The organism is Clostridium sp. 1001283B150210_160208_E6 (assembly GCF_015669365.1).
GTDB lineage: Bacteria > Bacillota > Clostridia > Clostridiales > Clostridiaceae > Clostridium > Clostridium paraputrificum.
Window position 1 is genome coordinate 39,087 of record NZ_JADPAA010000006.1, and the last position, 12,464, is coordinate 51,550.

The 12,464-nt window shown below is 31.7% G+C and carries 12 protein-coding genes; all 12 read left to right on the forward strand.

Annotated elements, in window-relative coordinates; genetic code table 11:
- Positions 1 to 89: 89 nt before the first annotated feature.
- The 12 genes from I4V16_RS08225 to I4V16_RS08280 all read left to right on the forward strand — a co-directional run bounded on the left by I4V16_RS08225 (position 90) and on the right by I4V16_RS08280 (position 12,454).
- Positions 90 to 1,370 carry a flagellin gene (locus I4V16_RS08225; RefSeq protein ID WP_111937796.1) on the forward strand — a complete coding sequence of 427 codons (1,281 nt, stop codon included), beginning with the start codon at positions 90 to 92 and terminating at the stop codon, positions 1,368 to 1,370.
- 944 nt (positions 1,371 to 2,314) lie between these two features.
- Positions 2,315 to 3,625 carry a flagellin gene (locus I4V16_RS08230; RefSeq protein ID WP_111937797.1) on the forward strand — a complete coding sequence of 437 codons (1,311 nt, stop codon included), beginning with the start codon at positions 2,315 to 2,317 and terminating at the stop codon, positions 3,623 to 3,625.
- Positions 3,626 to 3,757: 132 nt separating this feature from the next.
- Complete coding sequence (locus tag I4V16_RS08235) at positions 3,758 to 4,618, forward strand: flagellin (RefSeq protein ID WP_111937798.1); 861 nt, start codon at positions 3,758 to 3,760, stop codon at positions 4,616 to 4,618.
- A gap of 297 nt (positions 4,619 to 4,915) precedes the next feature.
- The gene (gene flgB / locus I4V16_RS08240) at positions 4,916 to 5,323 is read left to right on the forward strand and encodes a flagellar basal body rod protein FlgB (RefSeq protein ID WP_111937799.1); all 408 of its coding nucleotides are present in this window, start codon (positions 4,916 to 4,918) and stop codon (positions 5,321 to 5,323) included.
- A 2-nt stretch (positions 5,324 to 5,325) separates the two neighbouring features.
- Positions 5,326 to 5,730 (forward strand): flagellar basal body rod protein FlgC, encoded by a 405-nt coding sequence (gene flgC, locus I4V16_RS08245; RefSeq protein WP_027099504.1) that lies wholly within the window; start codon positions 5,326 to 5,328, stop codon positions 5,728 to 5,730.
- A gap of 24 nt (positions 5,731 to 5,754) precedes the next feature.
- On the forward strand, positions 5,755 to 6,060 hold the full coding sequence (gene fliE, locus I4V16_RS08250; RefSeq protein WP_049177312.1) for a flagellar hook-basal body complex protein FliE: 306 nt from the start codon (positions 5,755 to 5,757) through the stop codon (positions 6,058 to 6,060).
- 19 nt (positions 6,061 to 6,079) lie between these two features.
- Positions 6,080 to 7,636 carry a flagellar basal-body MS-ring/collar protein FliF gene (gene fliF, locus I4V16_RS08255; RefSeq protein WP_049177311.1) on the forward strand — a complete coding sequence of 519 codons (1,557 nt, stop codon included), beginning with the start codon at positions 6,080 to 6,082 and terminating at the stop codon, positions 7,634 to 7,636.
- 6 nt (positions 7,637 to 7,642) lie between these two features.
- Positions 7,643 to 8,656 (forward strand): flagellar motor switch protein FliG, encoded by a 1,014-nt coding sequence (fliG, locus tag I4V16_RS08260; RefSeq protein WP_049177310.1) that lies wholly within the window; start codon positions 7,643 to 7,645, stop codon positions 8,654 to 8,656.
- The gene (locus I4V16_RS08265) at positions 8,640 to 9,416 is read left to right on the forward strand and encodes a FliH/SctL family protein (RefSeq protein ID WP_111937800.1); all 777 of its coding nucleotides are present in this window, start codon (positions 8,640 to 8,642) and stop codon (positions 9,414 to 9,416) included. The genes fliG and I4V16_RS08265 overlap by 17 nt, the downstream gene beginning before the upstream one ends.
- Before the next feature lie 8 nt (positions 9,417 to 9,424).
- On the forward strand, positions 9,425 to 10,738 hold the full coding sequence (fliI, locus tag I4V16_RS08270; RefSeq protein ID WP_195572269.1) for a flagellar protein export ATPase FliI: 1,314 nt from the start codon (positions 9,425 to 9,427) through the stop codon (positions 10,736 to 10,738).
- Positions 10,739 to 10,750: 12 nt separating this feature from the next.
- Positions 10,751 to 11,194 carry a flagellar export protein FliJ gene (fliJ, locus tag I4V16_RS08275; RefSeq protein ID WP_111937801.1) on the forward strand — a complete coding sequence of 148 codons (444 nt, stop codon included), beginning with the start codon at positions 10,751 to 10,753 and terminating at the stop codon, positions 11,192 to 11,194.
- Positions 11,195 to 12,454 (forward strand): flagellar hook-length control protein FliK, encoded by a 1,260-nt coding sequence (locus I4V16_RS08280; RefSeq protein ID WP_049177305.1) that lies wholly within the window; start codon positions 11,195 to 11,197, stop codon positions 12,452 to 12,454.
- The last annotated feature ends 10 nt before the right edge of the window (positions 12,455 to 12,464 follow it).

A 12,464-nucleotide genomic window follows, 5' to 3' on the forward strand; every position in this document is an offset into this window, starting at 1 on the left:
ATAGAGCTTAAGCATAAAAAACTCTTAAGAGTATTTTATAAATAAAAAGCCAAGGATGGCGAAAATTAAAATTCAGGGAGGAATTTACTATGATTATTAATCACAACATGAATGCGTTAAACGCACACAGAAACATGACAGCTAATACTAACTCAGCAGGTAAATCAATGGAGAAATTAAGCTCAGGTTTAAGAATAAACAGAGCTGGTGATGATGCAGCAGGATTAGCTATTTCAGAAAAGATGAGAGGACAAATAAGAGGTTTAGACCAAGCTTCTAGAAATGCTCAAGATGGTATTTCATTAATTCAAACTGCTGAAGGTGCTTTAAATGAAACTCATAACATTCTTCAAAGAATGAGAGAATTATCGGTTCAAGCAGCTAATGATACCAATATATCTGAAGATAGAGCTGCTATACAAGAGGAAATGAATGCTTTAACTCAAGAGATTGATAGAATTTCAGAACAAACTGAATTCAATAAACAAACATTATTAGATGGTAGCTTTAATGGAACATTCCAAATTGGAGCTAATGGAGGTCAAACTATTTCTTTAAGTGTTGATGCTATGAATTCTTCTAATCTTGGATTAACTAGTACTTCAAGTATATCAGAAGCTGGTACTGTATCTAAGGCAACTGGTACTGGTGCGGCACAGCCTGCAGATGGAGAATATACAGTTAAAAATGGTAAAGTGTATAATAGTGATGGTGAGGTGAAAGGAAAAGTAAGTGAAGATGGTAAGACTATAACTTTCACTGGAACTGGAGAAGATGCAAGTAAAGATGCAAAAATAGAATTTAAGACAGCTTTAAGCGAAGGTGGAAAAATAACTCTTGGAGGCTCAACAACTACAGCTTCAGGAGATGTAAAGGGAATTTTAAAAGGTGATGGATTGAAACTTGCAGCTGGTAACTATGAAGTTAAAGCAGGGCTAGTTCTTAGAGATGGTAAGGAAGTAGGTACTTTTGCAGGGACAACAGCTACAATTGATGGTCTTACTATAACTAAAGCTCAGTTAGGTTTAGGATCAGATTTAGGAGCTGCTTCTAAGTTTACAATAAATGGTTCTGATGTTTCTTCATCAGATAAGGCTTCAGGAAGTATTGAAACAATAAACAAGGCAATAGAAAATGTTTCAACTCAAAGAGCTAAACTAGGAGCTGTCCAAAATAGGTTAGAACATACAACTGCTAACTTAAATAATACTTCAGAAAACTTAACAGCAGCTGAATCAAGAGTAAGAGATGTTGATATGGCTAAAGAAATGATGAACTTCTCTAAGAATAACATCCTTTCTCAAGCAGCTCAAGCTATGCTTGCTCAAGCTAATCAACAACCTCAGGGAGTATTACAACTTCTTAGATAGTTATAATGGTTATTGAAAGGTGGGATGAATTTCTCACCTTTTTTGTTGTATAGAAAAGTATAAAAATTTAATATGCTATAAAGCAAAGGAGGTTATTGCATCTATTGCTTATTTATCAATATTATTTAGAAAATAATATTGATAAATTGCAATAATAATCCGTATTTATGATTTAAATGTTTAAAGTGACTAAAATTGTATATATTTGATCTAAGTGTAACTCAAATTACTCTTCTGGAGTTTTATATATAAGTATCCTTCTTATAGGACTATTCATTCAATATATCATCATATGAATAGTCAGATATATTGTTTCCTTTTGAGATTAATGGTCGCATCAATCAATTATGACTGTCATTAGTACCTTTCTCAAAAGAAGAATATTTTTGTATTAGCTTTAGTTTTAGTTTCAATTGTAGACAAATCAGCAAATTCAGAGCCGTTGTTACAAGTTATACTATTGAAAACTTGCCTAAATTGCTCGACCTAATAATTACGGACTTTGTTAAGTGTATCTGTAGTACCAAGAGCAGTTTTTGCTATAGCTTTTAGTACCGTAGTATATCTTTTCTTACGGTTTACTATGGTTAAATGTATATTATCATCCTTAGCTTTTTCACCAATAACAGTATTTATTTCCTAATGGTCAAACTACATATGGTTATCTATATCTACAGAACGTTCATATATACTAGCATCAAGTTTTTCTTGCGTTTTTTTACTCTAGAAGTTTAGTATTTCTGTGTGATTTTATATACAGTATAATTGATGAATAGTTAAAATATACTATAAAGAAAAAAAGTAAAAAAATTAAAAATGTATAAAGTTAAAGTTTTCTAATACGAATATATAAATATAAAGCTTAAGCATAAAAAACTCTTAAGAGTATTTTATAAATAAAAAGCCAAGGATGGCGAAAATTAAAATTCAAGGAGGAATTTACTATGATTATTAATCACAACATGAATGCGTTAAACGCACACAGAAACATGACAGCTAATACTAACTCAGCTGGAAAGTCAATGGAAAAATTAAGCTCAGGTTTAAGAATAAACAGGGCTGGTGATGATGCAGCAGGATTAGCTATTTCAGAAAAGATGAGAGGACAAATAAGAGGTTTAGATCAAGCTTCTAGAAATGCTCAAGATGGTATTTCATTAATTCAAACTGCTGAAGGTGCATTAAATGAAACTCATAACATTCTTCAAAGAATGAGAGAATTATCAGTACAAGCGGCTAATGATACAAACATTACTGAAGATAGGGCAGCTATACAAGAAGAGATGAATGCTTTAACTCAAGAAATTGATAGAATTTCAGAACAAACTGAATTCAACAAACAAACATTATTAGATGGAAGCTTTAATGGAACATTCCAAATTGGAGCTAATGGTGGTCAAACTATTAACTTAGGAATAAGTGCTATGAATTCTGGAAATTTAAATTTAGTTTCTGGAGGGGTCACAGGTGAAAGCATTACTACTGCAGCTGCTGGAACAGCTGGTGCTATTGATGTGGCAGCAGGTACATATACAATCAAAGGAACTGATGTTTTAAATTCTGCAGGAAATAAAGTTGGTTCTATTGCAGCCGAAAAAATTACTTTTGGTGATGCAACAAATGGGACGATAATTACAGCTTCTGATGCAAAAAGCTTAAGCGATGGTGCTATTATTACAATAGGAAAAGATATAAAAGCTGGTTCATTAACTGGGTTAGATATTAAGACAGAATTAAAACATTCTTCTGATAACATTGGAAAATTAGCAGCTGGAACTTATGAAGTTAAAGGTACTTTAGTTTTAAAAGATGGTGTTGAAGTAGGAAGCACAGCAGATGCTGGAGTTACTTTGACATTTAAAGGTAAAGGTGAAAATGGAGCAGATTTAACTATAAAAGCTGAAGATTTTGGGTTAAGTACAGGTAAAGCTTTAACTAAGTTTACAATTAATGGAGCAGATGTTTCTTCATCTGAAAAAGCTTCGGGATCTATAGAGACTATAAATAAGGCAATAGAGAATGTTTCAACTCAAAGAGCTAAGCTAGGAGCTGTTCAAAACAGATTAGAACATACAACTGCTAACTTAAATAATACTTCAGAAAACTTAACAGCAGCTGAATCAAGAGTAAGAGACGTTGATATGGCTAAGGAAATGATGAATTTCTCTAAGAATAACATCCTTTCTCAAGCAGCTCAAGCTATGCTTGCTCAAGCTAATCAACAACCTCAAGGAGTATTACAACTTCTTAGATAATTAACATAGTTTATTAAAAGGTGAGATGTATTTCTCACCTTTTTGTATTATCTAGCGAAATACTAAAAAATATTAAAGAATATGATCATTATTTCGATAATAAAGTAAATACATTTTTTGGAGTGGTGAAAAATGAGACTTAATCACAATATGAGTTCTCTAAGTATATATAATGGATATAAGAAGAATTTAATTAATAATAAATCTGCAATTGAAAGACTTAGTACAGGAATTAAAATTAATTCTGCAAAAGATAATCCTAATAAAATTGGACAAAGTGAGCAGATGAGAATACAAATAAAAAGTCTTCAAGCAGTTCAAAGAAACCTTCAAGATGGGGTATCAATGCTTCAAACAGCAGATGGAGCACTTCAAGAAGTAAATAATACTCTAGCTAGAATTAAAGAACTTTCAGTAAGTGCTGCTAATGGAAGTAAAAGTGAAAACGAAAAAGAAATAATACAAAATGAAATAGAAGAAATGAAGAAGAACATAGATGATTTAGCCAATAATACAGAATTCAATGGGGTTAAGCTTTTATGTGATGAGGGAGTTCCTAATAATAAATATCCAATGTATAAGAATATCGTAGTAGGAGCTATGCAAGGAGAACAAAGTAGAATTCCAAGCTTTAATATTAGAACGGAAATATTAAAGGATGAAAAAGGTAACACTTTAAAAGATATAGATGTTAGAACACAAGAGGGTGTAGGTAGTGCCTTGGAAGTAATAGATGAATCTATAAAAACTATTTCTAGTATAAGAAGTAGATATGGTGCTATGTCTAATAGATTAGAAACTACAGCAGAAAACGTAAGTTCAAATGAACAAGTTTTTGAAAGAGCTGATAGTAATTTAAGAGATTCAGATATTGCTTTAGAAATGGCTGAACTTGCAAGAACACAAATTTTAAATGATACATCTCTAGCACTTATATCTCAAAGTAATAATTTGCCACAAGATGCATTAAGAATTTTAGAGAGAGTTAGATAAGGTCAGTAGGGAACTGCTTGGTATTTTTTACTAAACAGTTCCATTTTTTTGATGCAAAAAGAAAAAAGCAACATGAAAAATGTCAAAATTTTAACGTTGATTAAGTAATCTTTGGCATTTTAGCACCTTTTTTTTTGAAATCTGTAAAAAAACTCTAAATTATCTAGAAATTTAACTTATTGTAACATATAATAGTGATAGATAAATAAATTGGGAATAATTTTTTGTTTATTATTAGTTTGGTTATAAATTTAATTAAACTAATCCAATGTTTGAAGCGAAAGATGGGGGTGTAGTATGTCAATTAATTTAGTGGGAGGAGAAAATAGTACATATAGCTTAATTAAGCAAGGTATAAAGGCTTCTACTGCAAGAGCAAAGACCATTTCAAATAATATAGCTAATATTAATACAAAAGGATATAAAAGATTTAGTGTTGTTTTTGAAGAAAATATAAATGGAAGTGGTCAGACTGATCTGCAAATGAAAACTACAAATGAAAAACATTTATCTAACAGTGAGAGTGTAGGGAATATTTCTGTGAAAAGAGATGATAGTACAAGCATGAGAACTGATGGTAATAATGTAGATTTAGATGTAGAAAAAGTTGAGCAAGCAGCAAATACCTTAAAGTACAATACATTAATTCAAAGTGCAAATGGTAAATTGACAAATTTAAAATATGTAATTAGTGGAGGTAATTAAAAATGAATGCATTTTCTGCAATGAGAATCAGCGCTAGTGGACTAGCAGCAGAAAGACTTAGAATGGATACAATTACATCCAATATGGTAAATGCCACAACAACGAGAACAGAAGATGGGGGTCCTTATGTTAGAAAAGTGGCTGTCTTTCAAGAAGCCTTGGATGAAAAACTAAGGGGGAATGGGGTAAAGGCAGTAGCTCTTGAAGATGATGAATCCCCTTTAAGAAGCGTGTATGATCCAACACATCCTGATGCTGATGAGAATGGGTATGTTTTATACCCTAATGTTAACGTTCTTAATGAAATGGCCGATATGATAGCATCTACCAGAGCTTATGAAGCTAATGTAGATACTTTAACAGCAAATAAAAATATGTTTATGAAAGCTTTAGAGATAGGGAAGTAGACAAGTTAGAATGGAGATGTATTTATGAGAGTTAGTAGTTTTGTTCCAAGTGAAGAAATATTTAATACTGGTTTAGATGGAATAAAGGTAGGAAATAAGGATAATAAAGGAGAGCTTTTTTCAAATGTATTAAAAGAATCCTTAGATAAGATAAATGAGCAACAAATAGTAGCCGATAAGTCTACAGAAGCATTTGTAAAGGGTGAAGATATAGATATTAGTGAAGTTATGCTTGCAGGAGCAGAAGCCAGTGCATCATTGCAATTTGCAGTACAAGTTAGAAATAAATTAGTTGAAGCATATCAAGAAATTAGTAGAATGCAGTTATAAGAGTTAGGAGTGCAATGTGATGAAAAAGCTTTCAGAATTATTTAAAAAGCTTTGGGCTAAATTTAAAACCTTTAGTAAAGGTATAAGAATTGCTATGGTAGTGTCTGTTATAGCTGTACTTATAGCAATTGTTAGTTTAGTTGTCTATTCATCTTCAAATAAGTATGCAGTATTATACTCAAATTTAGATCCTAGTGATGTGGATGTTGTTATAAATAAATTAACTGAAGACAAAGTAGACATGAAGGTTGATGGAAATTCTATTTTAGTAGATAAGAATCAAGTTGATGAATTAAGACTAAAACTTGCTTCTCAGTTATCATCAGGTAGTAAGGGATATGAACTTATGGATGATAGTAGTTCCTTTGGAATGACTGATGAAGAATTTAATATAAGAAAACTTAGAATGCTACAGGGGGAGTTAGAAAAATCTATAAAAAGTCTAGAACCTGTAGAGAGTGCAAGAGTACATATTACACCAGCAAAGAGTTCTGTGTTTGTTCAAGACAAGGAGCCTGGAAAGGCAGCAGTTATTCTTAAGCTAAAGAATGGGACAAAACTTTCAGATGATCAAGTACAATCAATTGTATCTTTATTATCAGTTAGTACAGAGAATGTTCCTAAGGAAAATATTGAAGTCATCGATGATAAGATGAATTTATTGACAAAGAATTTAAATACTTCAGATGAATCAAATGGAGTTTCGTCTGAAACAATACAGAATAATCAGAAGTTAGAAGCTGATTATGAAGAAAAATTAAGAAAAGAAGTTGTTAACTTGCTTGAACCTGTAATAGGTAAAAATAAAATTCAAGCTAAGATTAGTGTGGATTTAGATTTTGATTCTAAAAAGCAAACTCAAAATATTATAGATCCTAATAAAGTAATAGTAAGTCAGCAAACAATTAAGGAATGGAATAATGTCAATGGGGGCACAGTTAGTGAGAGCCCAGTTGATAATAATATGAGTAATACAATAGAGGGAAATACGTCTGTAGGTTCATCTGGTTCAGAAGAGCAAAAGACGAATTATGATACGGGGAAAACTGAAACAGTAACTATAACAGCTCCAGGAGAAGTTAAGAGACTAACAGCATCAATATTTATTGATGGGAAATTAGATGGGGCAGCTAAGGCAGACTTTGAAAAGGCAATAGGTGCAGCCATTGGGTTTGATAGCAATAGAGGAGATGAAATATCTTTAGTTGGTATGGAGTTTGACCCTACAATAAAGGAAGAGGCTCAAGCGCAAATAGATGCGTTTAATGCTGAACTTGCTAAAGAAAAGAGAAATAAGTTAATTATGTGGGGAGCAATAGCTTTAGGAATTGTAGCTGGAATTATTGTTTTGATAATACTAATTAAAAAGAGAAAAGAAAAAGTGGACGAGAGAGTTCTTGATGTAGTTATAGATGATTCGATACCTAATAAAGAAGCAATAAGCTTTGCTCCAATAGACTTTGAAGTGAAGAATGAAAAATCACACATGGAAAGTGAAATAAAGAAATACGCAAAAGACAAACCAGATCAAGTTGTAGACATAATAAAATCTTGGTTATCTGAAAATGAGAGGTGATAAGTTTTGGCTAAAGATACAAAGCTATCTGGAGTACAAAAGGCAGCAATATTATTTATAACCCTTGGGCCGGAAGTATCATCTGGAATACTGAAAAAATTACCAGAAGCAGAAATTCAAAAGATAACATATGAAATTGCTAATATTACTTCTGTTACTTCAGAACAAAGAGAAGGAATTTTAAATGAATTTTTACAGATAAATAAAGCTAGGGAATACATAATTGAAGGTGGTATGGATTATGCAAGGGAGCTTTTATCAAAGGCGTTAGGTCCTCATAGAGCTAATGAGATTTTGGAAAAAGTATCAGAAGCTACTCAGCAATATAGGCCATTTTCAATTGCAAGAAAAGCAGATGCACATCAGCTTTTAAATGTTATAACCTATGAACATCCGCAAACAATAGCATTAATTCTTTGCTATCTTCAACCAGAGAAGGCAGCACAGGTTATGGCTGAGTTACCTGAAGAGACACAAAGTGAGGTCGCATATAGAATAGCAACTATGAGTACTACTTCTCCAATGGTTATTAAAGAAATAGAGAAGGTGCTAGAGAGTAAATTATCTTCAGTGGTAAGAACAGAAATGACTACTTTAGGTGGTGTAGAGACTTTAGTTGATATATTAAATCAAGTAGATAGAACTACTGAAAGAAATATTACAGAAAGTCTTGAAAGAGAAGATGCTGAACTTGCGGATAAAGTTAAGAGTTCTATGTTTGTATTTGAAGATATTATTACTCTTGATGATGTTGCAATTCAAAGAATTCTTAGAGAAGTTGAAGCTAAAGACCTTGCACTTGCTCTTAAGGGATGTTCAGAAGAAGTTGCTGAAGTTATCTACAAAAACCAATCAAAGAGAGCTGCTGCTTCATTGAAGGAAGATATGGAGTTCTTAGGACCTGTAAGATTAATGGATGTAGAGAAAGCTCAACAAGGTATTGTTGCAATAATTAGAAGGTTAGACGAAGCAGGAGAAATAATAATCTCAAGAGGTGGAGAAGATGCAATTATCGTATAATCTTATAAGGAAAAATCAAGTATTAAGTTCTAATAGTAAAGTTATATCAACTGAATATGTAAAAGGTTTTGATATAGAAGATGATAAAGAAGATATTATTTGTAAACAAAGTGGTAAAACAATAGAAGAAATAGAAGATATATTAAGTAACTATGAGAGTATAGGAAATAGTATTGTCGTAGAGGCAAAAAGAAAAAAAGATGAAATAATGTATAAGGCAATGGAAGAATCACAGGCTATGGAGAGAGAAGCCTATGAAAAAGGATATGCTCAAGGAAAAGAAAATGGATATGAAGATGGAAAAAAAGAAGCTATAGAAAATATATTGCCTCAAGCAGAGAGACAAGCTGCTGAAACAATAAAAAAGGCAGATGAAATTTTAGAAGGTGCTAAAGAAGATTATATTAGATATTTAGAAAGTAAAAAAGCAGAAATAATTAGACTTTCTATTGCTATAGCTGAAAAAGTAATTAGACAAAAAGTTACTGATGAAGATGGAATAAGTGAAATTTTGGAGGAAGGCATAAGGCTATCAAAGGGAGAAGAAAATTTAGTCATAAAGTGCAATCCTAAATATGTGTCATCTATTAAAGAACATATTCCTGTGTGGAAGGCTAGCTATTCAATTAGTGGAGAAATATTTGTTTTGCCAAATGAAGGAGTTTCCTTAGGTAATGCAATTATAGAAAAGGCTAGCGGTAAAGTAGAAGTTGGAATAGATGTAAGTTTAAAGGCAATAGAAGAAGCCTTATCATCATAGAAGTGTAGGTGACATTCTTGAATATAGATTTTGATGAATTAATTGATAAGGTAAATGAAACTTTGACTGTTTATTCAGAAGGAGTTGTAAAGAGAGTAATAGGTTTAACAATTGAAGTACAGGGAATAAAGGCTTTTGTTGGTGAGCTTTGTACAATATTTAATCAGTATGGAAAACCTGTACATAGTGAAGTGGTTGGATTTAGAGACGATTTTGTAATCTTAATGCCATTAGGTGATTTAAATGGGATAGCCTCAGGATGTAGAGTTGTTCCTTCAAATAAACCTTTAGAAGTAAAGTGTTCAGATGATATGCTTGGAAAGATACTAGATGGATTAGGGAAACCTATAAATGGAGAAAAGGAACTTTCAGGGGTAGGATATGCTCTTGAAAACTCTCCTCCAGATCCATTATCTCGTATAAGAATAAAGGATGTAATGCCAACAGGGGTAAGGGCAATAGATGGATTTTTAACTGTTGGTGATGGGCAAAGAATAGGTATATTTGCAGGTAGTGGAGTAGGGAAAAGTACTACATTAGGTATGATTGCTAGAGAAGCAGAGGCAGATGTTAATGTTATAGCCCTTATAGGGGAAAGAGGTAGAGAAGTTCTTGAATTTATTGAAAAGGATTTAGGGCCAGAAGGAATGAAGAAGTCAGTTGTAGTGTGCGCTACCTCAGATAAACCGGCCCTTATTAGGTTAAAAGGAGCTTTAACTGCAACTTCAATAGCAGAGTATTTTAGAGACCAAGGGAAAAAAGTTATATTGATGATGGATTCAGTAACAAGATTTGCTATGGCTCAAAGAGAAGTTGGTCTAGCTATTGGAGAACCTCCAGCTACAAAAGGATATACTCCATCAGTTTTTGCTAAGTTACCTATGCTTATGGAGAGAGCAGGTACATCTGATAAAGGATCAATAACAGCTTTTTATACTGTTCTTGTTGATGGGGATGATTTTAATGAACCTATAGCTGATGCTGTAAGAGGTATACTTGATGGACATATAGTTTTATCAAGAGCTTTAGCTCAGAAAAATCATTATCCAGCTATAGATGTTTTACATAGTGTTAGTAGACTTATGTCTTCTATAGCGGATGAAAATCATAAGATGGCAGCATCTATGGCTAGAGATTTACTTGCTACATATGAAGATTCAGAGGATTTAATTAATATAGGTGCTTATGTTAAAGGAAGTAATCCTAAAATAGATAAAGCTATAGCATATCATGATTTGCTAGAGCAATATCTAAGACAAGGAATTACAGAACGGTCTCCATTTAACGAAAGTATAAATATTTTAACCTCAATGTTTAAGTAGTGGGGGTAAGACATGGCATCAGGATATAAATTTAGTTTACAAAAACTTCTAGAAATTAGAGAAGAAAAAGAAGAAGAGAGCAAAAGGCTTTTTACTGAGAGTCAAAGACAAAAACAAATTACTGAAAATGAACTTAATAATATGAGAGATAGTTATGATAAATACAAAGGTATAAGGCCAGGTGAAGATGTTATTTATCAAAAGATAAAAAGAAACTATCTTTTAGCTTTAGAGTCTGGGATAAAAAGTAAAGAGAAGGAGCTTGTTGTTAAATCAAGAGAAGTAGAAGTGAGAAGAATTGATTTAAAGCAAAGGCAAGTTGATAGAAAGATAGTAGAAACTTTAAAGGAAAAGCAATATAGGGCTTTTATTAAAGAACAGGATAGAATAGAACAAATTAATAATGATGAATTTGCCCTATATGCATATATGAGGAATTTGAAAGGGGGTGAATAAATGATACAAGGGATAAATCTTGATTTAATTAAAATGGTCAATAAACCAAATGATAATACCATATCTAAAGGTGCTAAAGAGGATAAATCTTTCAAAAGTGTGTTAGATAATGAGAAAAATACTATTCCTAAAAAAGAAGTAAATGAAGTTGTGGATGTTATAGATGAAGAAGTTGAAGAAATACCAGAAAATTTAATGGAACAATTATCTTTAATAATTTCATTATTACCATCTATTGTTGAAAAGGTTCCAAATGAACCAATTAACTTAGAAAATGTTGTGGAATCAATCAACAATACTTTCATTAAGGAAACTAATCTTTTCATTGATCTAGAAAAAGGTTTAGAAGTTAGTGATAAAAATAATTTTAAGGATATTCAAAGCATACTTAATGAGTTTGTACGTGTCTTGGATGAGGAAGTAATACCTAATTTAGATAATCAAGTTCTTCAAGAAGACGTAAGTAGGTTGAAGAATGAAGTTGAAGTATTTAACAATATCTTATCTTCAAATATACCTACTTTAGATGAAAAAAGTGTTGTTGGATTAAAGAACATCATTAAAGAAAAAATAAACACAGATGAAAGTAACTCTAATATTCTTGTTGGTAAAGAAATAGAAGAGGAAGTTAACCCTATTCCAGTTATGGAAGAAGAGACATCTGGTAATAGCTCAGAATGGAGCAAAGAGTCATTTGATAATGAAGAAAAAGTATTACATTCAATCCTTAATGATGGTGAAGATAACAAAGTTACTACAAAATTTACTCTTATGAATAATAATATTTCTTCAAGAAACATTGAAAAGGTAGATGCTCCTAAAGTAATAAATAGGGCAAATATGGTTGAGGACATAGTGAAATCTGTAAAGTATATGAACTCTAATAATATTAAAGAGCTTGTGGTAAGAATTAATCCAAAAGATTTAGGTGAAGTAGCTATAAGAGTTATCCAAGAAGATGGAATTATGAAAGCCAATCTAAAGGCATCTTCAAAAGAAACATATAGTATTTTGTCTCAAAATCTAGGAGATATAAAAAGGTATTTAGGTGAGCAAAATATCAAGATTCAACAGGTTGATATAAGCTTATATGAAGATACTACATATTTTAAAGAAGAATTCCAAGGACAAGCTTTTAATCAAGAGAGAAGAGAAAACCAATCATCTAATAAACAGATAGAAGTTAATAGTTCTTTGATTGAAGAGGAATTTGAAGAAAATGAAGTCGATATGTTAAGTAATATTAATATGTTGGCATAGGAGGAGATTA

Excerpts from the sequence above, each read along its gene's own strand:
- fliE (WP_049177312.1), top strand. The coding sequence starts at position 5,755 with ATGAGAGTTAGTAGTTTTGTTCCAAGTGAAGAAATATTTAATACTGGT.
- fliF (WP_049177311.1), top strand. The coding sequence starts at position 6,080 with ATGAAAAAGCTTTCAGAATTATTTAAAAAGCTTTGGGCTAAATTTAAA.
- I4V16_RS08280 (WP_049177305.1), top strand. The coding sequence starts at position 11,195 with ATGATACAAGGGATAAATCTTGATTTAATTAAAATGGTCAATAAACCA.
- flgB (WP_111937799.1), top strand. The coding sequence starts at position 4,916 with ATGTCAATTAATTTAGTGGGAGGAGAAAATAGTACATATAGCTTAATT.
- flgC (WP_027099504.1), top strand. The coding sequence starts at position 5,326 with ATGAATGCATTTTCTGCAATGAGAATCAGCGCTAGTGGACTAGCAGCA.
- fliJ (WP_111937801.1), top strand. The coding sequence starts at position 10,751 with ATGGCATCAGGATATAAATTTAGTTTACAAAAACTTCTAGAAATTAGA.
- I4V16_RS08225 (WP_111937796.1), top strand. The coding sequence starts at position 90 with ATGATTATTAATCACAACATGAATGCGTTAAACGCACACAGAAACATG.
- I4V16_RS08230 (WP_111937797.1), top strand. The coding sequence starts at position 2,315 with ATGATTATTAATCACAACATGAATGCGTTAAACGCACACAGAAACATG.
- I4V16_RS08235 (WP_111937798.1), top strand. The coding sequence starts at position 3,758 with ATGAGACTTAATCACAATATGAGTTCTCTAAGTATATATAATGGATAT.
- I4V16_RS08265 (WP_111937800.1), top strand. The coding sequence starts at position 8,640 with ATGCAATTATCGTATAATCTTATAAGGAAAAATCAAGTATTAAGTTCT.